The sequence below is a fragment of the Chryseobacterium indologenes genome, assembly GCF_002025665.1.
In the GTDB taxonomy this organism is placed as follows: Bacteria; Bacteroidota; Bacteroidia; order Flavobacteriales; family Weeksellaceae; genus Chryseobacterium; species Chryseobacterium metallicongregator.
This window is the reverse complement of sequence record NZ_CP018786.1, coordinates 888,354-910,792: the sequence shown is the minus strand read 5'-3', so window position 1 is coordinate 910,792 and position 22,439 is coordinate 888,354. Positions and strand designations below refer to the sequence as shown.

Genomic DNA, 22,439 nt, shown 5'->3' with positions numbered 1-22,439 from the left:
GAAGGTAAAAACACAAATGATGAAAAAAAATTATTTCGAGCCACAAAGTAAGGGGTAAAATTCATATAATTAATTACCATAGATTAATAAATATGTCATTTTTATTTCGTATGGAAATCACATCAATTTCGGCTCAACGAAAAAAATTAATCAAAAACATGCCAATTTCAAGAAATAGTTAAAATTTTTAACTTTAAAACATTAATTAATTAAAAATTTTCGTTTTTAAATATTTTTTATTGTTATTTATAAACATCCCTTCTACTTTTGTTCCATAAATAATAAAAATCATGTGTGGAATTGTATGTTTATTCGACGCCAAGCAAAAAACTGAAGTATTAAGACCTCAGGTATTGGAAATGTCAAAAAAAATCCGTCACAGAGGACCGGATTGGAGCGGAGTTTTTCAGGACGAGAAAGTAATTTTTTCTCACGAAAGACTTGCCATTGTAGATCCTACTTCTGGAAAACAGCCTCTATTTACTAAAGATGGAAAAGTAGTATTAGCGGTGAACGGAGAAATCTATAATCATAGAGAACTTAAAGAAGAATTTCCGGATTATGAGTTTCAGACTCAGTCCGACTGTGAGGTGATCCTTGCCCTTTACAGAAAATACGGAAAAGATTTCGTAGAGAAACTTAACGGAATTTTTGCATTCGCATTATACGACACAGAAAACGACATTTATCTTATTGCCCGCGATCATATGGGAATCTGCCCACTTTATCAGGGTTGGGATAAAAACGGAAACTACTATGTTGCGTCAGAATTAAAAGCTCTCGAAGGAATCTGTAAAAAAATAGAAACCTTCTTACCAGGACATTTGATGTACAGTCCGGACGGAACAGAACTTCAGCAATGGTACACAAGAGAATGGGACAGCTTTGATCATGTAAAGGAAAATGAAACCGATATCTCAAAACTGAGAAAAGGTCTCGAAGATGCTGTCCACAGACAACTGATGAGCGATGTTCCTTATGGTGTTCTTCTTTCAGGAGGATTAGATTCATCTGTTATTTCAGCAATCACTGCAAAATTTGCCCGCCAGAGAATTGAAAGTGGCGACACGCAGGAAGCATGGTATCCGAGACTTCATAGTTTTGCAGTAGGACTTGTGGGTTCTCCTGATCTTGCAGCTGCACAAAAGGCAGCAGAGCACATCGGATCTGTTCACCATGAAGTTAACTTTACCGTTCAGGAAGGACTAGATGCTGTACGTGACGTCATTTATCACCTTGAAACCTATGATGTAACCACTATCAGAGCATCCACTCCGATGTATCTTTTGGCTAGAGTTATCAAATCTATGGGGATTAAAATGGTTCTTTCAGGAGAAGGTTCCGATGAATTGTTCGGTGGTTACTTATACTTCCATAAAGCTCCTAACGCAAAAGAATTCCACGATGAAACTGTAAGAAAACTGGGCAAACTTCACCTTTATGACTGTTTAAGAGCCAACAAGGCACTGATGAGCTGGGGAATTGAAGGAAGAGTTCCTTTCCTTGATAAAGAATTCATGGATATTGCCATGACCATTAACCCTCAGGATAAAATGATCAACACTGCTGAAGGGAAAATTGAAAAATGGGTATTGAGAAAAGCTTTTGAAGACTTGCTTCCAGATTCTATTGTCTGGAGACAAAAAGAACAGTTCTCGGATGGTGTAGGCTATTCATGGATCGATACTTTAAAAGAAGTGGCTGAAAAAGAAGTTACGGATGAAATGATGACGAATGCAAGATTCAGATTCCCGCTAAACACTCCACAGAACAAAGAAGAATACCGATACAGAACTATTTTTGAAGAACATTTCCCAAGTGAAACTGCAGCTGCTACCGTTCCATCGGTTCCTTCTGTTGCCTGCTCCACTCCTATCGCATTAGAATGGGATGAAGCATTCAAAAAAATGAATGATCCAAGCGGAAGAGCCGTGAAAGTACATGAGACTTCGTATTAGAGAGGTATTTGATGAATTGTCAATCGTCAATCCGCTGCGCTAGTGAATCTGTTTCGGGTTTCGGGATATTTTAGCGCGGAGTACACTAAGATATTTCTAATATTTAAAAACGATCGCAATGGCGTTTCACTCAGCAACAGACAAACGATATCATAGCTGAACGAAGTGCTCTCGCGAACGAAGTATACAAAATGAATATAACCTTGCGACCATAGCGTTTATTTAATAATTCACTAATTGAAATATATATTTTTTTCATTCAAACATATAACTCTCTCAGTTATAATTTATCAATCCTGTAGCAATACAGGATTTTTTCTTGAATTAACAATAACAATATGGCATAATTTAACTCACAATCCAAAATAATATCTAATAAATAATTATATTTGGAAAACGAAAATATCAATTATAAAAAAATGAGAAGAAACCTTACTGTTTTATTTGCCTTATTAGCCATAAGTTTTGCTTTTGGACAAGGAAAATATGGCAAATATCTGAATTCAAAGAAGCTTGCTTTGGCTTATAAGAGTGTGAAAGACCAAGATAAGGATGACTATTATCAACAATTCTATTGGCTTGTAAAGGCAGAGCAACTGAAAACTTATCCTCACCTTAAAGACATTAAACCTGTTGTTTTATATGAATTTGTAAAATATGTAAACCCACAGAATCCGACAAAAAAACTGGACGCAAGAGGTAAAGAACTGAGAGCAACTGCAGAATTATCATTAAATCAATATTTTAAAAATAAAAAATTCGAGAACAATTCTGTTTTAATGTATAACCTTGAAACATATGTAGATCCTTCAAAAGGTCAGTATTATACTAAAGTAGATCCGGAGAAAATCAAGGAACTTGTACCAAAAGAATTATTTGCTTTCAACTCATTCAACAGAAATATAGGAGAAGAAAAAACCTATTATCTTTGGATTGACAAGAAAAAAGATGATCTGAATATTGTAGATATCATCCCTAGCGAAAAAGAAGACAAAGCTTTCTACACAAGATTGAAACAATATCTTCCAAGCTATAAATTCTCAAAATATGTTCCTTCTGTAAAAAAAGGAAACAAATCTGATAAAACGGACATTGAATACTACTACATCATGCCGTTCGAGCAGAATACCGATAATATCGAATATAAAACAAAGGATTTCAAAACTTTCACCTTAAGCCAGTATAGAAAAGCTGGTGATGAATGGAAAGGAGTAGAAAAACCTAGAAAATAAATCAAAAAGTCCTGTGAAATCTCGCAGGACTTTTTTAATTTTATATGGATTTCATGATCTAAGGATCAGACCGCTTAAAGCAAGCAAGTTCTTCAAATAAAAATAAGCCTGGATGTTTTCTATGTCCAGCCTATACAAAATGACAGAAGCAAACCCACAAAAGACATCCATAAAGAAAATCCTTCCCTTAATTCTGGCCACTGCTATTTTCATGCAGATGCTGGATTCTACCATTCTGAACACTTCCCTGCCCTCTATTGCAAAAGATCTGAAAGAGTCTCCGCTTAATATGCAGAATGCCATCATCAGTTATGTTCTGACATTAGCGGTTTTTATGCCTGCCAGTGGATTTCTGGCAGACCGGTTTGGGACAAAAAAAGTATTTATTTTTTCATTAGTGCTATTCAGCTTAGGCTCACTGTTTTGTTCTATGTCTCAAAATCTTACCCATCTCGTTATTTCGAGAGTCGTCCAGGGAGTTGGAGGAAGCTTGATGACCCCTGTCGGAAAACTGGCACTTATCAAAACATTTGATAAAAGTGAACTGCTCAAAGCAATGAACTTTGCCATCATTCCTGCTCTTATCGGACCTGTACTCGGTCCATTGGTAGGAGGTTATATGGTAGATTATCTTTCATGGCACTGGATATTCCTTATCAATATTCCGATTGGAGTGCTGGGAATTCTTTTAGGATTAAAATTCATGCCCGATTATAAATCCGATGATGTTGATTTTGATTTAAAAGGTTTCCTGATCTTTGCAGCGGCCTCACTCCTACTTTCCGTTTCCCTGGAACTTTTCGGAGATATGCAGAATATTACGCCGGTCCTTGTAGTCTTTATCCTTGGTTTCTTATTCCTTTATTATTATTACAAACATGCAAAAAAGGGAGGACATCCTATTTTTCCTTTAAACTTGTTTCAGGTAAGAACTTTCAGGGTAGGTATTGTAGGAAATCTAGCTACCAGATTAGGAATCAGCTCCGTTCCGTTATTGCTTCCATTGATGATTCAGATCGCCTACAAACAATCTGCAGTCACTTCAGGATGGATCATTGCTCCTATGGCTTTAACGGCTATCTTCGGGAAATCCTCTGTCATTAAAATTTTAGATAAGTATGGTTATCGTCAGACTTTAATGGTGAACACATTCATCATCGGAACATTAATATGCCTTCTTGCCATACCTAACATTCACACTTCTCTCTATTGGTTTGTTCCCATCATCGCTGTATTAGGTTTTTTCAACTCTATACAATTCACGTCCATGAACACGATTTCAATCGCTGATCTTCGAAATTTCCAGACCAGCAGCGGAAACTCATTAATCTCCGTTAATCAACAATTGGCCATCGGTTTCGGAATTGCCTTCGGACTTATTGTGTTAAAGCTATTTGAAAATACAGATCTTATTAAAGGAGAAATCCACAATGCTTTTCGATTAACCTTTCTCACCGTAGGAATATTAACAATTTTATCCGGATTCGTGTTTAGAAGACTGCATATTTCGGATGGAAAGAATATGAAGTCGAAGGAAGATTAAATAGATCTGATCACAGCTTCACCCCTTCCTACGAACTTAACACAGATCAATGCTTTTCGCATATAACAATGGTAATTTTGTTTACATAAATCAACAATGTGATGGCAACCAAAAAAATAGAAATCGTAGTATCTCCAAAACCTGCGCACTTTGTAGGTGATGGATTCAGGGTTCACAATTTCATTCCGGGAGTACCTGGATTGGATATGAAAAGAATGGATCCGTTCATTATGCTGGATTACAATTCAAAATTTCATTTCAACGGATCAGATACCCCAAGAGGGGTTGGTGTACATCCGCACAGAGGTTTTGAAACAGTAACCATAGCATATAGCGGAAAAGTAGAGCACCATGACAGCGCTGGCGGTGGCGGTGTGATCGGAGAAGGTGATGTTCAGTGGATGACTGCTGCTAAAGGAGTTCTTCATAAAGAATACCATGAAACCGAATGGGCAAAAAAAGGAGGAATCTTTCAGATGGTTCAGCTTTGGGTAAATCTCCCTGCGAAGGATAAAATGAGCTGCCCAAAATACCAGGCTATAGAAAATTCCAAAATGGAACGAGTGGATCTGGGTGAAAATGGTTTTATAGAAGTAATTGCCGGAGAATATGATGGTCACAAAGGACCTGCCAGTACTTTCACTCCGGTTCATATGATGAATGCCAAACTTAAAGCTGGAGGAAAAGCAGAATTTAATTTCCCCGCTCATTTCAATACGGCTGCTTTGGTGATTGAAGGAAGTATAATCATTAATGGAGAAGAAACCGTTAAATCAGATCATTTTGTATTATTTAAAAATGAAGGTGAAACATTCACCATCGAAACAAAAGAAGATGCAGTTATTTTAATTATCAGTGGCGAGCCTATCAACGAACCTATTTATCCTCACGGACCTTTTGTGATGAATTCCAGAGAAGAAATCATGCAGGCTTTCGAGGATTATAATACCGGAAAATTCGGATATCTGGAAGATTAAAAGATTTAAATTTATCTTAATCTTTGATTATTCCTTTTTTATTAACTTTATATAATGGCAAACCTTATAGGTTTTAAAACCTATAAGGTTTAATTGTCTTAACACACAATTTCCTGCATTTATAGGAAATGTGATTCCCTTAGTACAAATATTATGAAACCAGAATTTGAAAATATAACTCTTGTAAAAGCCGAAAAAAGGTTTGAAATAGAATTCAACGGACATTTTGCATTTATTGATTACCGTGAAACCATGCATCAGATTTCTTTGATCCATACTGAAGCAGAACCGGAATTAGCCGGAACTGGCGCAGCGGCTGCGGTAGTAGAGAAGACATTGAATTTTATTGAAGAAAGCGGAAAAAAACTTCTTCCTTTCTGTCCTTATGTTTTCGCTTTTATTAAGAAACATCCTGAATGGAAACGTATCGTAGATGAGAGATTTGAAGGTTATGACAAACTTTAAACCTTCATCAGTACTCATCAATTTATTTAAATAACATTTTAAAAAGTATCACATCATGTCAAATATTGGACTTATTATTGAAGAAAAAGCAGCAGATATCGGAAATTTTCTGGTAGGAAGACTCCTTCCTTTCCGTGAAAAAAGAGCCGTTGGCCCTTTTGTTTTTATTGACCACATGGGACCTTCAGAATTAAAAGATTATCAGAATCTTGATGTTCCGCCACATCCGCATATCGGCTTATCTACATTAACTTACCTGTTGGAAGGTTCTATTTTCCACAGAGACAGTATCGGAAGCGCTATCGAAATAAAACCAGGTGCTGTCAACTGGATGACTGCCGGAAAAGGAGTTGTACATTCTGAAAGAACACCTGAATATTTAAGACACAGTGATAAAAGACTTCACGGATTTCAGATCTGGGTAGGGCTTCCAAAACACCTCGAGCAGTCGGAGCCTACTTTTCATCATATTGAAGCGGATGATATTCCGGTTTGGGAAAAAGATGGTATTCAGTATAAATTAATTGCCGGTGAAGCATTCGGAAGAACGTCAGCAGTTCCGGTACACAGCAAATTATTTTTCATTGAGATCAAAACAAAAGAAGCAAAGAAAATTAGCATCGGGAAAGATCTTTATGGGGAAGCAGCCATGTATGTTCTGGATGGAACGGTAACCACAGACGGAAACTCTTATGGTTCAAAACAGCTGATGATTGCTAAAGATACCAAGCTTTGCGAATTTGAGATGAGTGAAAACGGAACAGTTTATCTTTTCGGTGGCGAGCCATTCGATGAAGAACGTTTTATATTCTGGAATTTTGTTAACTCTGATAAAGAATTAATCGATCAGGCAAAGGTAAACTGGAATGACCAGAATCACGAAGCATTCCCTTTGGTTCCTGGCGATGAAAAGGAATACGTTCCGCTGCCTAAGGCTATTTTAAACAGAAAATAACTTCACACCAGATTTATCAGCCATGAAAATATTAGCATTTGCAGGAAGTACGTCTTCCACCTCCATCAACAGAGAACTGGTAAAATTTGTTCTGAAAGATTTTCAGGACGAAGAAATCAATCTGATAGACCTCAACGATTTCACGATGCCCGTTTTTTCTGTGGATCTCGAAAAGAAAGGGTTTCCGGATGAAGCGCATCAGTTTTTAAAAGTGATTGAGGAATGTGATGTCATCATCTGCTCTCTTGCAGAACACAACCGTTCTTACAGTTCAGCCTTTAAAAATGTTTTTGACTGGTCCTCGAGGATTAATGTAAAAGTATTTCAGAATAAACCCATGCTTTTGATGAGCACCTCTCCCGGAGGTTACGGAGGTGGAAATGTAATGAATACAGCAAAAACTTTTTTTCCTCAGTTTGCAGCAGATATCAAGGATACTTTTTCACTCCCAAAGTTTTATGAAAATTTTGATATGGAAAGCGGTGTTATCAATCCGGATATGCTGAATGATCTTAAAGGGAAGATACAAAACTTTAAAAATCAGGTAAAGTAAATGAATAAAGGAAGACTGGAGGCATTCAGTGATGGTGTCCTTGCTATTATTATCACGATTATGGTACTTGAACTGAAAGTACCTGAAGGGAATAGCTGGGCCAGTGTCAAACCTCTTCTTCCTAAGTTTCTGGCTTATATTTTCAGTTTTATTTATGTAGGAATCTATTGGAACAATCATCATCATTTATTTCAGACGGTAAAGAAAGTAAATGGTAGCATTCTTTGGGCTAATCTTCACCTGCTGTTCTGGCTTTCTCTGATGCCTGTTGCCACAGAATGGATCGGAACTACGAATTTTGCAAAAAATCCTGTTGCAGTCTATGGTATTGGGCTCATTATGTCAGCTATTGCTTACACCATTCTGGAACATTTGATTATCAGGTGCGAAGGAGAAGATTCAAAGCTAAAGGAAGCTATTCATTCGAAATATAAAGAATATATCTCTATTGTATTTTATGTCCTGGGAATCGCTACTTCATTTTTTTATCCTTATATTGCCATAGGTTTTTATTATATCGTGGCTCTTATATGGCTGATTCCGGACAGAAGAATCGAAAAAACATTAAAAGAAAATTGATATGGAAACACACGAATATCCCAACGGTAACATCACCGTCATCTGGCAGCCTCAAAAGTGTATCCACTCGGCTGTATGTGTAAAAACACTTCCAAAAGTCTATAACCCTAAAGAAAGACCTTGGATAAAAGCAGAAAACGCAAGTCCTGAAGAACTTAAAAATCAGATAGATCTATGCCCATCAGGTGCATTAAGTTATAAATTCAATACAGCAAAATAATGGCGGTAACGGTAAAAGCAAGTTTAGGAAAAACAAAATATTATACAGAAGTAACAGCCGGCGAAAATACAATCATTACGGATGAACCGATTGATAAAGGCGGACAGAATAAAGGTCTTAATCCTATGGAAATTCTGGCCACATCACTGGCAAGCTGTACAGCAGCTACATTGAGAATGTATATTGAAAGAAAGGAATGGGATGTGGAAAACATCAATGTAGAAGTAGAGCTTGAAAATTTCCCCTTAACAAAAAGAGCAGTTTTCAAAAGAGACATCAGCTTTGAAGGTATTCTGGATGATGAGCAGCGAAAAAGACTGCACACCATTGCGGATGCATGCCCAGTTCATAAAATATTAACCAACGACATAGAAATACTAACTAAATTCTCATAACATGATCGAAGTAAAACAAAACAACGACGAAAAACACGGAAGTTTTGAAGCTTTCATAGATGGAAGACGCGCAGGAATGATGACGTATACCTGGGCCGGAGAAGAAAGATTTATTATTGACCACACTGAGGTGGAAGAAGCTTACAACGGAAAAGGTGTAGGCAAGGAAATGCTTCTGGCAGCCGTAGATTTTGCCAGAAAAAATGATAAGAAGATTATTCCCCTCTGCCCTTTCGCTAAAGCAAGTTTTCAGAAAAGTGAAGAACTTCAGGATGTTTTGGTGAATTAATCACGGTATAACTCCCTTACCATACAAACCTTTCAGAGCAATCTCTGGAAGGTTTTTATTTTTAAAGGAAATCATTGCTTACAAGTAAATTAACCATCACAATTTATTTTGAAACCAACAGGGATTCAAATTCATGATTCACGACTGATCTTTTTTATATATTTGCTAAAATTTAAAAATCAAGAATGAATCCAGGAACTATCCTTTTGTTATTTGTTTTCGTCTATTTTATCGGCCTTTTGGTAATTTCTTATTTTACCAGCCGGAATTCTGATAACCAGTCATTTTTTATTGGTAACAAAAAGAGTAAATGGTGGCTCGTAGCATTCGGAATGATAGGAACCAGCTTAAGCGGGGTTACTTTTATTTCAGTTCCGGGAACTGTAGGGAAAATGACCGGTTCCGAATATATTTACGGAGGTTTTGAATACTACATGATGGTGATCGGGTTCTTCATCGGATATTTTATTGTTGCTGCAATATTGCTCCCGCTCTATTATAAGATGAATCTGACTTCTATTTATACCTATCTGGGGAAAAGATTCAATGTGGAAGCACATAAAATCGGTTCGATCTTTTTTATTATTTCAAGAGCCATTGGAGCTACCGCAAGATTATACCTGGTAGTGAATGTTTTACAGATATTTTTACTTGAAGGATTGGGAGTTCCGTTTTGGGTAACATCTCTTGTTCTTTTATTAATGGTACTTCTGTACACTTTTGAAGGCGGTGTAAAAACCATTGTTATTACAGATACACTGCAGACATCTTTTATGATTATCAGTCTTGTAGCTTGTATTGTTTATATCTTATCCAACCTGAATTTATCTTTTGGTGAAGCTTATACAATTCTTGAACAGAAAAACTATACTCATTTCATAAATTTTGATCCGAATTCCAAAACCTTTTTCCTGAAAACGATTCTGGGCGGAATTTTCATCACCATTGCTATGACAGGATTGGATCAGGAAATGATGCAGAAAAATATCTCTGTAGATAATCTTAAAAATTCAAAGAAAAACATGTTAACCTTTGCAGGAACACTTCTTATTGTGAACCTTGCATTTTTGTTCCTGGGAGGATTATTATATCTTTTTGCATTGCAACACGGAGCAGAATATGGAACACTGAACGCTGAAACGGTTACCAATATTTTCGGATTTAAAGATGCTTCAGGAAATATTAAAAATGTCATGGGAGATGATCTTTTCCCTGCATTATCACTTCAGGGATATTTCCCAATGGCTATTTCTGTTATTTTCATTATTGGATTAATTTCAGCCTTATTCCCTTCTGCTGATGGTGCTTTAACAGCTGTAACAAGTTCATATTGTGTAGATTTACTAAACCTTAACGAAGACAAAACCAAAACTGAAAAAGAAAAGAAACGCCTTCGTATGAAAGTACATTTGATTTTCACGGTAGTTTTCTTCGTCCTGATTATGGTTTTCAAAGCATTGAATGATAAATCCATCGTTTATCTGATCATGGAAATTGCAGGATATACTTACGGACCGCTTCTGGGACTTTTTGCTTTTGGCATTTTTACCAAATTCCAGATCTCCAGAAAATACTCAATTCTTACAGTTACCCTTTTAGCACCGGTATTGACTTATTTCATTAATACGGCAGTTACAACTTATACGGATTATAAAATTGGTGTAGAACTAATTGTTTTAAACGGATTACTTACTTTCATTGGTCTGTGGTTGGTAAAAAACAAACAACATTTAAGAGTTGTTTAATCATATAAAAAAGGCTGTCCTCGAAATGAAGACAGCCTTTTTTTAATCAATGGAATGAAGTAATTATTCTTTAACCCATTTGATGGTTTTCTCCGTATTCTTAGATTTAACTTTAATCAGATAATCTCCTGTAACCAGGTGAGACAAGTCAAAAGTACCTGTTTTATCATGATTCAGTTTATTATTGACCTGAGTGAACACTAATTTACCGCTTACATCATATACTGTAATATCATACACTTCATTTGAATTGGTAAATTTCACATTCAAAAGTCCTTTGCTTGGATTAGGATACACTACAAACACATCTTTATTGGCCGCAATCTCATTCACTCCCAATGTCTGGGTAATCGTAAAGTTGATTGGATTAATGTTGTAGAAAACATTTGTTTCTGCAGCGACCATAATTCTTGCCTGTGTCGTATTGACGTTAGGAATGGTAACAGCTTCAGAACCATCATTCGGAGTGGATGCCAGGATCAACGTAGGATAAGTAAGCCCGCCGTCCGTGGAAAGATAAATATTGACAGTAGCAGCATTCACCGGAGATGCAGTTGTATTGGCTACATCCCATGTGATTGTTTGAGTAGAATTACCTATCCAGCTTACCGCTGTAGCAGGTGCAGTTACATTAAAAGGTCCGGAATTTCCATCAACTGTAATAATAGCATCATCATTGGCTACTCCTCCACAACCTGCGCTATTATCTCTTACAGTCAACCTGAATTCCATCGTTCTTGCATAAGAAGGTCTAACTTCCCCTTTGGAAACCGTGCCATTGATTACATCTGTAAGTTTTGGAAAATATCTGTAAGGAACGGTTACAGGCATAAATGATCTGAATATAGCAGCATTTCCTGATGGTATATTCCAGTCACCTTCTGGCCCTGCATCATTCTGCTCCCAGCAATAGGTAAGCGGATTATTTTCAGTATCTATTGCGGAACCTGTTAACTTAAATGGTGTTCCTTTTGGGATTGTATAGTCATTTCCGGCATTAACAACAGGCACCGTATTAGCCACTGCTGTTGTCACTTGACATGTGAGAGACTGAACTTCTGAAGTAATTGATTGAAATGAGTTGGTATGAAAAATAGGAATACTGTTAGAAGCCAGATTATTGGTACTTCCACAAATTCCGGCATATGCCATAATGGTAATTCCGCTTCCCGGTTCTACAGCATGGGAAGCTTCACGGTTTCCATAACAAGCTTCTGTTATTGCATTAAAAGTATGCGGAGCTCCAAACTGATGCCCCATTTCATGGGCTACATAATCAATATCATAAGGATCACCAACAGGATTAGATGAACCGGTAATTCCATTTGCTTTGTATGAAGAATCACATATACCTGATCCAGCTAATCCACCTCCTCCGGTACTAAAGGTATGCCCTATATCATAATTAGCTGTTCCTATTATTGAGTCAATGACCGTCTGACTTTCATCAATTAATATATCTGCATCATCATTTCCTGTGAAAGGGTCATTCGTATTATTTACAAATATAATATTGTTTTCAGTAGGAATGAGGATCAATCTTACAGCAACCTCCTGTTCATATACTCCATTTACCCTATTTACAGTTGTTACAATAGCAGACAAAGTTTGTGCAATAGTAGGAGTAGCTGATCCTGTTGCTGCTACCGCATATTCTCCTGTACAGGCAACAGCGAGTCTGAAAACTCTAATTTGACTTCCTACGCTTGGAGCTACGGTTTTTTGGACGTTTTTTTTTCCTGATTTAAAATTCTCATCTTTTGATCCACAGCCTCTCTGCTTTTTATCAATTAAATCACCTTTTTTATAAATGATATAATTTCCACTATCATTTTTTGCATAGGGATCAATATAAGTATCTCCTGATGCTATTGATTTTATTTGAGCGTGGAATCCTAACTCTGTAAAATCGAGTTTTATGGTAGCATATTGATCATCTACACCCTGCCCTGTCAACGTAATAAGTTGGGGAAACTTATCAGCTAACTCAGGAGCCATTACTGAGGATTTCCAGATCCTGAATTTAGCTTTCGTTCCATCTGACATTGGTAAAACAATAATTGGGGCATTATCTTTACGTTCATTATCTTTCAGCTCCGGAACTGAAGCAAAATAGTTTTTCAGACCACTCACATCCAACTTATAAGTAAGAAATTTTTCAGGCTGTACTGTTCTGCTTTTAGATTCTGCTTTAATTGTTCGTTCACTGATTTCAGTAAAAAAATCCTGAGCTTTTCCTAGAGAAATTGATAAAATGAATATCCCTAAATAAAATAGTTGTTTAATTTTCATACTATGATGTTTTTAAGAGTTTCAAATATAAAAATAAAAACCACAACATAGTGAAAAACAGTATTTTACATCAAAAAACCACAATAACCAACATAAAATAAATCAAATATTTACATTCGAAAAATAACCATCTATTAATCCACAATAATTATTAAAATTGTTTAAACTTTTATTTCCTGAGAACCCAATAGAAAAAACAAAATTACCCTTTGAATATTGAGATTTTCATCATTTAAAATAAAAAAGGCTGTTTCTAAGAAACAGCCCTGATTTTTTTAATCAATGGAGTGAAGTAATTATTCTTTAATCCATTTGATGGTTTTCTCCGTATTCTCAGATTTAACTTTAATCAGATAATCTCCTGTAACCAGGTGAGACAAGTCAAAAGTACCTGTTTTATCATGATTCAGTTTATTATTGACCTGAGTGAACACTAATTTACCGCTTACATCATATACTGTAATATCATACACTTCATTTGAATTGGTAAATTTCACATTCAGAAGTCCTTTGCTTGGATTAGGATACACTACAAACACATCTTTATTGGCCGCAATCTCATTCACTCCCAATGTCTGGGTAATCGTAAAGTTGATTGGATTAATGTTGTAGAAAACATTTGTTTCTGCAGCGACCATAATTCTTGCCTGTGTCGTATTGACGTTAGGAATGGTAACAGCTTCAGAACCATCATTCGGAGTGGATGCCAGGATCAACGTAGGATAAGTAAGCCCGCCGTCCGTGGAAAGGTAAATATTTACAGTAGCAGCATTCACCGGGAATGCAGTAGTATTAGCTACATCCCATGTGATTGTTTGAGTAGAATTACCAGCCCAGTTTACCGCTGTAGTAGGTGCAGTTACGTTAAAAGGTCCTGAATTTCCATCAACGGTAATGATTGCATCATCATTGGCTACCCCCGCACAACCCGCATTATTATCTCTTACCGTCAGCCTGAACTCCATTGTTCTTGCATAAGCTGGTCTAACTTCTCCTTTAGAAACCGTACCGTTGATTACATCAGTAAGTTTCGGAAAATATCTGTAAGGAACAGTTACCGGCACATAGGATCTGAAAATAGCAGCATTGCCTGTAGGTGCATTCCAGTCACTTGCCGGGCCTACATCATTCTGTTCCCAGCTGTAAGTAAGTGGATTGTTATCTATATCTGAAGCAGATCCTTCTAATCTGAACGGAGTACTCTTAGGGATGGTATAATCACCTCCTGCATTTACAGTAGGAGCGAAATTATTGGTTGGAAGAGTAACCTGACATGTTGTTGACTGAACTTTCGTTGTAATAGACTGGTAGGATTTGGTATGGAAAGTTGGAATACTGTTAGCTGCTAAGTTATTTACACTTCCACAAATTCCTGCATAGGCCATAATGGTGATTCCACTTCCAGGTTCTACAGCGTTGGCTGCACTACGGTTTCCTCCTCCACAACTTCCTGTAGTTGCGTTAAAAGTATGTGGACCTCCAAACTGATGGCCTACTTCATGAGCTACATAATCAATATCATAAGGATCCCCCACAGGATTAGGTGAACCAGTGATCCCTCTTCCTTTATTTGAATTATTACAGATTACTCCTAATCCCGCTAATCCACCACCTCCGGTACTGAAGGTATGTCCGATGTCATAATTAGCATTCCCAATAAGTAAATCAATCTGAGTCTGGCTTTCATTAATTAATGTATTCGCATTATTATTTCCAGTAAATGGATCTGTAGCAGCACTTGTAAAGATAACATTGGTTTCGCTATCTACCAACACTAGTCTGGAGGCTACTTCCTGCTCATACACTCCATTCACTCTGTTTACAGAAGTTACAATTGCCGAGAGGGTTTGCGCAACAGTGGGAGTTGCTGTACCTGTTGCCGCTATTGCATACTGATTGGTACAAGCTACTGCAAGTCTGAAAACTCTAATTTGAGTTCCTACGCTTGGAGCTGTGGTTTTTTGAGCGTTTTTTTTTGCTAGTGAAGAATCTTCTTCATCCTTCACTCCGCAGGATTTTGGATTTTTATCAATCAAATCACTTTTTTTATAAATGATATAATTGTTGACATCCTGTTTTGCATAAGGATCAATATAAGAATCACCTGCTACCAAAGATTTTATCTGTGCATGGAATCCTAGTTCTGTAAAATCAAGTTTTAGGGTTGCATATTTGTCGTCAATTCCCTGTCCTGTAAAAGTGACAATCTGAGGAAACTTGCTGGCTAATTCGGGAGCCATCACTGAAGATTTCCAGATTCTGAATTTTGCTTTCGTACCGTCAGGCATTGGCAATACAATGATTGGAGCATTGTCTTTACGGTCATTGTCTTTTAGTTCAGGAACTGAATTAAAATAGCTTTTCATTCCCGCTACATCCAGTGTATAAGTCAATGACTTTTCCGGCTGCACTGTTCTGTTTTTAGGATCTGCTTTGATAGACCTTTCACTGATTACAGTAAAAAAATCCTGGGCTTTCCCTGAGGAAACGGATATCACAAATATCCCCAAATAAAATAATTGTTTAATTTTCATATATAATGGTATGTAATTTTTATCAACTCAAACATTCAGACTAAAAACCAAAGAATAATTAGTTAAAGGTTTATAATTCAAGATTATTTGAATTATAAAATTAGTTAAATTAATCTAATCATCACAAACTAAAATTCAAAAAAGAGCGATATTTAATAGTAAAAAACCAATGATCCAGCTACCACAAAGCATTACCGTTAATAAATATTTTTCATTTTTTTGTATTTGTATAAATAACTGATTTTATAGACTTTTATATTTTAATTATCTTTGACACGAATGATATAAATTAATTTTTAAAATCATCGAAATAAAAAAAACAAAAATTAAAAAACCATGAAAAAAATTATCTCGATTTTTACATTTCTATTGACGTTTAACTTTATGAATGCTCAGGAAAATTTTGAAGTATCAACCTTAAGAATTGGACCGTTTAAAGTCTTTATGCCCAAGGTTGAAGCAGAAAAAATTGCAGGAACAAAATTGGTCAACTCAAATGGAGAGAAAAAAAATAGGGTGAAGTATAATGGGGAGACGATCCAGATTGATCTTTTTGACAATTACATCAATGAAGCTAATCCTAGTGTTCCTTCCATTACCTTTATGACAACCTCGAGTAAAAAATTTAAAACGAAAAGCGGAATCGGGGTAGGAAGTACCAGAGATGATCTGATTAATGCTTATAGAAGTTACGCCAATTTCAGTGTACGCCCGGATTGGGATTCCAATGGTAAACCGATTAAAGATTCCGGTTATTTTAATATTGAAGACAGTCAGGCAGGAACACTACTAAGCTTTAAATTTGTTAATAATATCGTGACAGAAATCTCAGTTTATCTCAATGAAGGCTGTTAAAAGCAGAAAAATATTCAATTCAGTCAAAATCCGGGTTTTCATATCCGGATTTTTGCATTTCCATAAGCCGGTAAAAAATTGTAAATTCGCATGCAAATAAATCAGATATAATGAGTAAAAGTATCGAAGAGTTAAAAACTCTTACTACGCAGATCAGAAGAGACATTTTAAGAATGGTTCACGCTGTAAATTCAGGACACCCAGGTGGTAGCTTAGGTTGTACAGAGTTCTTTACAGCACTTTATGGAAAGGTAATGAACTATAAACTTCCTTTCACAATGGAAGGCAAAAATGAAGATCATTTTTATCTATCAAACGGGCACATTTCTCCGGTATTCTACTCTACTTTAGCAAGATTTGGTTTCTTCCCTGTAGAAGAACTTAAAACTTTCAGAAAATTAGATTCAAGATTACAGGGACACCCTACTACTCATGAAGGACTACCAGGAATCAGAATTGCTTCAGGTTCTCTTGGACAAGGACTTTCTGTAGCGCTTGGAGTAGCTCAGGGTAAAAAATTGGATGGTGATCAATCTCTTGTTTACTCTCTTCACGGAGATGGTGAGCTTCAGGAAGGTCAAATCTGGGAAGCATTGATGTATGCGGCTGCCAAAAAAGTAGATAATATCATCTCTACTATCGACTATAATGGTCGTCAAATTGATGGTGATACAGATGATGTATTAAGTTTAGGAAATCTTCATGCTAAATTGGAAGCATTCGGATGGATTGTTTTGGAAGAAAAAAATGGTAATGATCTTGAAGCTGTGATTGCAATCCTTGAGAAAGCAAAAACAGAAACTGGAAAAGGAAAACCGGTAGCAATTCTTCTTCATACAGAAATGGGTTACGGTGTTGATTATATGATGGGATCTCATGCTTGGCATGGTAAAGCTCCTAATAATGAGCAGTTGGAAACAGCAATCAAGCAATTATACCTAGAAGCTCCGGCTGACTACTAATATCTTAACATCTCGATTAATAAAATAAAAATGAAATATACATATACAGAAAAAAAGGACACGCGTTCAGGATTCGGAGCAGGATTAGCTGAACTGGCTGACAAAAATCCTAATGTAGTAGCACTTTGCGCAGACCTTATCGGTTCTTTGAAGATGGAGAAATTCATTGAGAAAGCTCCTGAAAGATTCTTTCAGATTGGTATTGCAGAAGCAAACATGATGGGAATTGCAGCTGGTCTTAGTATTACAGGAAAAATTCCTTTTACAGGAACTTTCGCTAACTTCTCTACTTCAAGAGTATATGACCAGATCCGTCAGTCTATCGCTTATTCTAACAAAAATGTAAAAATCTGTGCATCTCACGCAGGTCTTACTTTAGGAGAGGATGGAGCTACTCATCAGGTTCTTGAAGATATCGGGATGATGAAAATGCTTCCTGGAATGACCGTGATCAACACTTGTGACTACAACCAGACAAAAGCTGCTACCTTAGCGATTGCAGATTTTGAAGGTCCTGTATATTTAAGATTCGGAAGACCAGTAGTTCCTGTTTTCATTCCGGAAGATATGCCTTTCGAAATCGGAAAAGGAATTATGCTTCAGGAAGGTACTGATGTAACAATTGTTGCAACAGGACACCTTGTTTGGGAATCTCTTGTAGCTGCTGATGAGCTTGAGAAAGAAGGTATTTCTTGTGAAGTTATCAACATTCACACGATCAAGCCTCTTGATGAAGAGATCATTTTAAAATCTGTTGAAAAAACAGGTAAGATTGTAACGGCTGAAGAGCACAACTACCTTGGAGGTTTAGGAGAATCTGTTGCAGGAATGCTTGCAAGAAAAAGACCTACAAGACAGGAATTTGTGGCGGTAAACGACACTTTCGGAGAGTCTGCAACACCAGCAGAGCTTATGAAGAAGTATAAAATTGATGCTGCTGCAGTAAAAGAAGCTGTGAAGAGAATTTTAGCTTAATATAAGCTGTTTTATATAGACAAAACCCGGCGGTTTCTTCGAAACCGTCGGGTTTTTTTATTGTGTATAAACCACCCCGTCAAAAAGAGAGGAATGGTTACACCTTCATTCTTCATCGTATTAGTTTTTACCCTGCTTATTATTGTTCTTCCTGACTCAAGGGAATTCCTACTGCAATGAGAACAGGACATAAAATTTCTTTTATATACTCGTCCTGTCTTCTCTCGGAAGCTTTTGAACCTGAAAAATAATTACTGATTCTGTAGTTTTTTACAAACTGATTTCTCTTTTTACCGATGGAATAATAATATCCACCTCTTTCATCATTCACAAAATAGGTCATTTCATCAAAATTCATGAGCTTTTTGGAAAGTAACAGTTTTCTGTAAATACACTTTTCCGATTTATCAAAAATATATTTCACAGGAATTCTGAAAAAGAGGTCAAACAGGAAGTAGATCATATAAACAACCCATAATCCCATGGCAATTTTGAACTGATCTCCGGACATTTTATCCATAAAATAATAGATGATCACAGGAAGTGCAATGACTCCCAATGCCAGCCACCAAACCAAAGTGCGAATGAAACTGTAATTGGGCATAAAGCTGATTTCACTTCCGTTTTCTTCAAACTTATAGCGGTCTTTGATGTTCATTTTCAGGATGATTAATGTTCAAAATATCCTCTGTTTCATTGACCATTTTCTGTATTCCTTTCTGGGTAAGCGCCTGGCCTATTGTAAGCTGTTTTTCTTTACCATCTACTTCAAAATAAACAGAAAGCATTACATTGGTGGTAATAAAACCCATATATTTTGTTGCTACCACATGAAAATTTCTGAAATTCTCAATAGGATATGTTCTTGCCGGAACAAAAATCGTATGTTTCCCGGTAATCGTTTTACGATCCATATCGATGATAAATTTCTTGGTAAAGAAGTTGACTACAATAAGTGCTACTACTGCCATAATAATATAGCTACCGGTTCTTACACTGTTAAAAATTAACCCTGCAATGACCAGAAAAATAATGCAGAGCACCGCAATAAACACCGGCTGGTTTCTAAAAATGTATTGATTTCCTTCTTGTTTATAAAATTGATAGTTGTTCATAATGAATGTAATTGTTCTTTATATTTTAGTTGGGAGTTGAGTCTAATGCTTTAAAAAGCTTTTATATAGATTGTAATGTATAAGAGGCTTCTGAGACAATTATTTTATCGGACTTCATACGTATATATTTAAAGTGTTTTTTTAATTCCTCATTCTTTTAATTGCCCCAGGTAGCCATCCAGTCCAGATATTCATTTTTGTATTCATTATCATTCAGTCTAATGATAAGATTCTTCAGGTCTTTTTGTTCAAACTCATAATCTGAAACCGTGAAAATCAGGAAAACATCTTTGCCTGTAATCTTTGTGAAAAAGTTCTCATTTTTAAGTTTCTCCAGTACTTCAATGCAGGTTGAATATAATTTGATCTGAAAACGCTCAAACCATTGATCATCGTCATCATGTTTACTAAGCTCTGCCCTCAACTGAGTACAGATGCTATCAAATTCTTTATCGGCTCCTTCCATTTCATAGGTCCATTCTGCCGGTTCATATTTATAATAAAGAGCATCTTCCTCCTCTGCATTTTCCATTACTTTCAATGTATTGGCTGCAGGACATACTGTCATTGCTCCCTCATCGCTGTACAGTGCAAAGCTGTAAATTCCTTCTGCACCATGCTTTTCATACACTTCTAAAAAAGCTTTCTTAGCAGCGTCTTCTATCTGCTGTTTCAAAATTTCAAAATCCATATTTCTTTTCTTTTTTAAAATGGGCGGTAAAAATACCTTTATCCTGTCAAATCAGCACCTTATATTCTTACAAAGGCTGTTCAATTTCATGATTATAGCTATCTGTTTTTATTATAGAGGATTAATCCGGGAATCAAAATCGCTGCTCCAGCGAGCATAGGAATCAGCTCTCCATATTTAAACAGCCAGGAAGTTTCTCTGGATGGTCCTATTTTAATCACAACTACCAGGCAAAAGCCTATTATTATCAAAATAATTCCTAGTATTTTTTTCATACTATCAGGTTTTAGTTATTGGTAAATCAGTCTACAAAACTGTTATAACGATCAAGGATGTAGCCTGCTTCTCTTTCCAGGTCATCAAGATCTCTGTTCAGTTCCTGATTATTTTCATTCAGACTCCTTTGTACAATTCTCATTTTACCAAGAAAATCGTTAACAGAATTATTGAATGCCTGATAACTGCTTTCCTTCTGTTTTTCCGATGATGGAATACTTTCGCTGATATTTCTGTTGTATAATTTTTCCATCTGCAGATACTGTTGGGAAAATTTATTTTTATAGACATTGATATCCGTTACATCATAAGAGTCATCTATGATCTTCTGAGCCAGTTCCATCGTTTCTCTGGATTGGAGGATCTGTGTTTTAAGCGGATGATCTTTAAGGATTTCTATTTCCGCCTTATCTGCTCTGGGAGAAAGTTTTGCAAACAAATCCGTGGCAGCAGTACGGTTTTCCTGCATTAGCTTTTTAGCTTTTTCACTCATCTCAGTTACTTTTTTACCTTGATCATCCTTCCAGTCTTCTGCTTCTTTATAGCTTTCTAGTTCTTTCTTTAAAGTTTCCAATTGAGTCATTGTATCCTTCATTGTATCAACAAGTGTCTGAAAATCTTTTCCCAATACATCAGGAGCTTTCAATTCCTGATGGGCATGCATCATAATTGTAGGTGTGAAAATAGGTGTGATTCCTGAAAACTGCGGATTAGCAGTTACATTCTTTACATACTCTTCCATCTGAATCAGTGAATTCTGGAAGTTTTTGATAAAATCTGAATGGGCATCATCCATTTTTACGATTTTATTGTTAAAAGAAATAATATCTCTGTTGGGATCTCCTGAATTGACACTGAAAGGATTTACCTGCTTAGGAGCAGTATTCTGTGAAAGCTTTTCTTTAATTTTCTCCAATTTATCACACGATATTGCAGAAAGGCTCAGAAAAATTACTCCAATGATAACGAATGATCTTTTCATAATTCTATATTAATTGTGATAGGTATTTTTATTTTATTTTTGTAGTAATATCTTCCAGCTCATTAGTGATTTCCTGTATGATTCTTTTGCTGAAAGACTGGGATATTACAGGCCGTTTAAATTGTGATACATTTTTAAAATTGGCATACAAATAACATCCCAGAGGAATAAATCCCAACTGAAATGTCTGCAGTTCAAAACCTTCAAAATCATCCAGATTATAAATAAATATCTTTCGGTTCAAACCATTATTCGCTACAGTAAGAGTTTTATTTTCAGTATCGAAATTTACTTTTGGGGGAATAAAAGAAACTATGGTGAGCAATAATGAAAAGATAAGCAAAACAATTCCTGTCTTCATATAGCCGGTATTGGTAATAAGCAACATCGAAATGCAAACCCAGGCTATTCCTATAATATGCTGAAGTGCCATATACTGCTTCACCTCATATTCCGTACCCTTTTTCTTTAAGTGTTTAAAGCCTTCCATATCCAAAAAAATCAGATCCTAACCGATGAAAGAGAATTTATCTTCAAACATTTTTCCGATCAGAGGTAAAGGCTTTTCAACATCATTGGCTGCATTAATGATTCCGATAATCATCAGTACCAAAGGAATAAAACCAAATATCCCAAGAATTCCGATTTTGGTTACCATCAATATGATATTGAGAAGGATGGATAATATAACTGAAAAAATAATCAATCCCAAAGACTGTTTCAGATGATATTTTAAAAGTTTATTCGACTTTTCTTTTCCGATAATGAAGGAAATCAGCCATCCGAAAAGCGTAATATAAGAAACAATTGATAATGTTTTGTTGTCCATAATTGTAAAATTTTAAT

24 protein-coding genes are annotated in these 22,439 nt (G+C 36.1%); 15 read left to right on the top strand and 9 right to left on the bottom strand.

Translation table 11 applies throughout. From position 1 onward, the window contains the following. Positions 1-290 precede the first annotated feature (290 nt). The 12 genes from asnB (at position 291) to BUE84_RS04145 (ending at position 10,911) form a co-directional block, all read left to right on the top strand. On the top strand, positions 291-1,958 hold the full coding sequence (gene asnB / locus BUE84_RS04200; RefSeq protein WP_079240618.1) for an asparagine synthase B: 1,668 nt from the start codon (positions 291-293) through the stop codon (positions 1,956-1,958). Positions 1,959-2,347: 389 nt separating this feature from the next. Then, positions 2,348-3,190: a hypothetical protein gene (locus BUE84_RS04195; RefSeq protein ID WP_034697012.1), complete on the top strand. Its 843-nt coding sequence runs from the start codon at positions 2,348-2,350 to the stop codon at positions 3,188-3,190. 139 nt (positions 3,191-3,329) lie between these two features. Beyond that, on the top strand, positions 3,330-4,733 hold the full coding sequence (locus BUE84_RS04190) for an MFS transporter (protein WP_079240617.1): 1,404 nt from the start codon (positions 3,330-3,332) through the stop codon (positions 4,731-4,733). Positions 4,734-4,834: 101 nt separating this feature from the next. Beyond that, positions 4,835-5,710: a pirin family protein gene (locus BUE84_RS04185; RefSeq protein WP_079240616.1), complete on the top strand. Its 876-nt coding sequence runs from the start codon at positions 4,835-4,837 to the stop codon at positions 5,708-5,710. Between the two features lie 153 nt (positions 5,711-5,863). Beyond that, complete coding sequence (locus BUE84_RS04180; RefSeq protein ID WP_079240615.1) at positions 5,864-6,175, top strand: GNAT family N-acetyltransferase; 312 nt, start codon at positions 5,864-5,866, stop codon at positions 6,173-6,175. Positions 6,176-6,230: 55 nt separating this feature from the next. Beyond that, positions 6,231-7,130 (top strand): pirin family protein, encoded by a 900-nt coding sequence (locus BUE84_RS04175; protein WP_079240614.1) that lies wholly within the window; start codon positions 6,231-6,233, stop codon positions 7,128-7,130. 22 nt (positions 7,131-7,152) lie between these two features. Then, positions 7,153-7,683, top strand: a complete 531-nt coding sequence (locus BUE84_RS04170; RefSeq protein WP_079240613.1) for an NADPH-dependent FMN reductase — start codon at positions 7,153-7,155, stop codon at positions 7,681-7,683. After that, positions 7,684-8,262 (top strand): TMEM175 family protein, encoded by a 579-nt coding sequence (locus tag BUE84_RS04165; protein ID WP_034697007.1) that lies wholly within the window; start codon positions 7,684-7,686, stop codon positions 8,260-8,262. It begins immediately after the preceding gene. A 1-nt stretch (position 8,263) separates the two neighbouring features. Further along, complete coding sequence (locus BUE84_RS04160) at positions 8,264-8,482, top strand: (4Fe-4S)-binding protein (protein ID WP_034697006.1); 219 nt, start codon at positions 8,264-8,266, stop codon at positions 8,480-8,482. Continuing rightward, complete coding sequence (locus BUE84_RS04155) at positions 8,482-8,877, top strand: OsmC family protein (RefSeq protein ID WP_034697005.1); 396 nt, start codon at positions 8,482-8,484, stop codon at positions 8,875-8,877. The genes BUE84_RS04160 and BUE84_RS04155 overlap by 1 nt, the downstream gene beginning before the upstream one ends. Position 8,878: 1 nt before the next feature. Next, complete coding sequence (locus BUE84_RS04150; RefSeq protein ID WP_171006298.1) at positions 8,879-9,166, top strand: GNAT family N-acetyltransferase; 288 nt, start codon at positions 8,879-8,881, stop codon at positions 9,164-9,166. A 185-nt stretch (positions 9,167-9,351) separates the two neighbouring features. Next, positions 9,352-10,911 (top strand): sodium:solute symporter, encoded by a 1,560-nt coding sequence (locus BUE84_RS04145; protein WP_079240612.1) that lies wholly within the window; start codon positions 9,352-9,354, stop codon positions 10,909-10,911. Between the two features lie 63 nt (positions 10,912-10,974). Here BUE84_RS04145 and BUE84_RS04140 read toward each other — a convergent pair whose 3' ends face one another. Together BUE84_RS04140 and BUE84_RS04135 are read right to left on the bottom strand one after the other, a co-directional pair. Further along, a complete protein-coding gene (locus BUE84_RS04140) occupies positions 10,975-13,203 on the bottom strand; it encodes a reprolysin-like metallopeptidase (protein ID WP_079240611.1) in 2,229 nt (742 codons plus the stop codon). A gap of 296 nt (positions 13,204-13,499) precedes the next feature. Next, a complete protein-coding gene (locus tag BUE84_RS04135; RefSeq protein ID WP_079240610.1) occupies positions 13,500-15,737 on the bottom strand; it encodes a reprolysin-like metallopeptidase in 2,238 nt (745 codons plus the stop codon). Positions 15,738-16,073: 336 nt separating this feature from the next. On the opposite strand from BUE84_RS04135, the gene BUE84_RS04130 reads away from it, so the two are divergent. The 3 genes from BUE84_RS04130 (at position 16,074) to BUE84_RS04120 (ending at position 18,529) form a co-directional block, all read left to right on the top strand. Beyond that, entirely contained in the window at positions 16,074-16,592 is a 519-nt protein-coding gene (locus BUE84_RS04130) for a hypothetical protein (RefSeq protein ID WP_079240609.1), read from the top strand. Positions 16,593-16,702: 110 nt separating this feature from the next. After that, positions 16,703-17,554: a transketolase gene (locus BUE84_RS04125; protein WP_079240608.1), complete on the top strand. Its 852-nt coding sequence runs from the start codon at positions 16,703-16,705 to the stop codon at positions 17,552-17,554. A 30-nt stretch (positions 17,555-17,584) separates the two neighbouring features. After that, positions 17,585-18,529, top strand: coding sequence for a transketolase family protein (locus tag BUE84_RS04120; protein ID WP_034697001.1), 945 nt, complete (start codon positions 17,585-17,587; stop codon positions 18,527-18,529). Positions 18,530-18,668: 139 nt separating this feature from the next. Here the strand turns inward: BUE84_RS04120 and BUE84_RS04115 are convergent, their stop codons facing one another. The 7 genes from BUE84_RS04115 to BUE84_RS04090 all read right to left on the bottom strand — a co-directional run bounded on the left by BUE84_RS04115 (position 18,669) and on the right by BUE84_RS04090 (position 22,422). After that, positions 18,669-19,187: a hypothetical protein gene (locus BUE84_RS04115; RefSeq protein ID WP_238594357.1), complete on the bottom strand. Its 519-nt coding sequence runs from the start codon at positions 19,185-19,187 to the stop codon at positions 18,669-18,671. Next, entirely contained in the window at positions 19,165-19,644 is a 480-nt protein-coding gene (locus BUE84_RS04110; protein ID WP_079240607.1) for a hypothetical protein, read from the bottom strand. Before BUE84_RS04110 ends, BUE84_RS04115 begins: the two co-directional genes overlap by 23 nt. Positions 19,645-19,801: 157 nt before the next feature. After that, positions 19,802-20,335 (bottom strand): DUF4303 domain-containing protein, encoded by a 534-nt coding sequence (locus BUE84_RS04105; protein ID WP_079240606.1) that lies wholly within the window; start codon positions 20,333-20,335, stop codon positions 19,802-19,804. Between the two features lie 98 nt (positions 20,336-20,433). Continuing rightward, a complete protein-coding gene (locus tag BUE84_RS24360; protein ID WP_158521346.1) occupies positions 20,434-20,610 on the bottom strand; it encodes a DUF6903 family protein in 177 nt (58 codons plus the stop codon). 26 nt (positions 20,611-20,636) lie between these two features. Continuing rightward, on the bottom strand, positions 20,637-21,593 hold the full coding sequence (locus BUE84_RS04100) for a DUF3829 domain-containing protein (RefSeq protein WP_079240605.1): 957 nt from the start codon (positions 21,591-21,593) through the stop codon (positions 20,637-20,639). 28 nt (positions 21,594-21,621) lie between these two features. Then, entirely contained in the window at positions 21,622-22,083 is a 462-nt protein-coding gene (locus tag BUE84_RS04095) for a hypothetical protein (RefSeq protein WP_079240604.1), read from the bottom strand. Positions 22,084-22,101: 18 nt separating this feature from the next. Next, complete coding sequence (locus BUE84_RS04090; protein WP_079240603.1) at positions 22,102-22,422, bottom strand: import component protein; 321 nt, start codon at positions 22,420-22,422, stop codon at positions 22,102-22,104. Positions 22,423-22,439: the final 17 nt, after the last annotated feature.

Coding starts and splice junctions, on each gene's coding strand:
- BUE84_RS04115 (WP_238594357.1), bottom strand. CDS start 19,187: ATGAACATCAAAGACCGCTATAAGTTTGAAGAAAACGGAAGTGAAATC.
- BUE84_RS04140 (WP_079240611.1), bottom strand. CDS start 13,203: ATGAAAATTAAACAACTATTTTATTTAGGGATATTCATTTTATCAATT.
- BUE84_RS04190 (WP_079240617.1), top strand. CDS start 3,330: ATGACAGAAGCAAACCCACAAAAGACATCCATAAAGAAAATCCTTCCC.
- asnB (WP_079240618.1), top strand. CDS start 291: ATGTGTGGAATTGTATGTTTATTCGACGCCAAGCAAAAAACTGAAGTA.
- BUE84_RS04090 (WP_079240603.1), bottom strand. CDS start 22,422: ATGGACAACAAAACATTATCAATTGTTTCTTATATTACGCTTTTCGGA.
- BUE84_RS04105 (WP_079240606.1), bottom strand. CDS start 20,335: ATGGATTTTGAAATTTTGAAACAGCAGATAGAAGACGCTGCTAAGAAA.
- BUE84_RS04135 (WP_079240610.1), bottom strand. CDS start 15,737: ATGAAAATTAAACAATTATTTTATTTGGGGATATTTGTGATATCCGTT.
- BUE84_RS04125 (WP_079240608.1), top strand. CDS start 16,703: ATGAGTAAAAGTATCGAAGAGTTAAAAACTCTTACTACGCAGATCAGA.
- BUE84_RS04170 (WP_079240613.1), top strand. CDS start 7,153: ATGAAAATATTAGCATTTGCAGGAAGTACGTCTTCCACCTCCATCAAC.
- BUE84_RS04175 (WP_079240614.1), top strand. CDS start 6,231: ATGTCAAATATTGGACTTATTATTGAAGAAAAAGCAGCAGATATCGGA.
- BUE84_RS04130 (WP_079240609.1), top strand. CDS start 16,074: ATGAAAAAAATTATCTCGATTTTTACATTTCTATTGACGTTTAACTTT.
- BUE84_RS24360 (WP_158521346.1), bottom strand. CDS start 20,610: ATGAAAAAAATACTAGGAATTATTTTGATAATAATAGGCTTTTGCCTG.
- BUE84_RS04110 (WP_079240607.1), bottom strand. CDS start 19,644: ATGAACAACTATCAATTTTATAAACAAGAAGGAAATCAATACATTTTT.
- BUE84_RS04155 (WP_034697005.1), top strand. CDS start 8,482: ATGGCGGTAACGGTAAAAGCAAGTTTAGGAAAAACAAAATATTATACA.
- BUE84_RS04120 (WP_034697001.1), top strand. CDS start 17,585: ATGAAATATACATATACAGAAAAAAAGGACACGCGTTCAGGATTCGGA.
- BUE84_RS04185 (WP_079240616.1), top strand. CDS start 4,835: ATGGCAACCAAAAAAATAGAAATCGTAGTATCTCCAAAACCTGCGCAC.
- BUE84_RS04160 (WP_034697006.1), top strand. CDS start 8,264: ATGGAAACACACGAATATCCCAACGGTAACATCACCGTCATCTGGCAG.
- BUE84_RS04100 (WP_079240605.1), bottom strand. CDS start 21,593: ATGAAAAGATCATTCGTTATCATTGGAGTAATTTTTCTGAGCCTTTCT.
- BUE84_RS04095 (WP_079240604.1), bottom strand. CDS start 22,083: ATGGAAGGCTTTAAACACTTAAAGAAAAAGGGTACGGAATATGAGGTG.
- BUE84_RS04145 (WP_079240612.1), top strand. CDS start 9,352: ATGAATCCAGGAACTATCCTTTTGTTATTTGTTTTCGTCTATTTTATC.
- BUE84_RS04180 (WP_079240615.1), top strand. CDS start 5,864: ATGAAACCAGAATTTGAAAATATAACTCTTGTAAAAGCCGAAAAAAGG.
- BUE84_RS04165 (WP_034697007.1), top strand. CDS start 7,684: ATGAATAAAGGAAGACTGGAGGCATTCAGTGATGGTGTCCTTGCTATT.
- BUE84_RS04150 (WP_171006298.1), top strand. CDS start 8,879: ATGATCGAAGTAAAACAAAACAACGACGAAAAACACGGAAGTTTTGAA.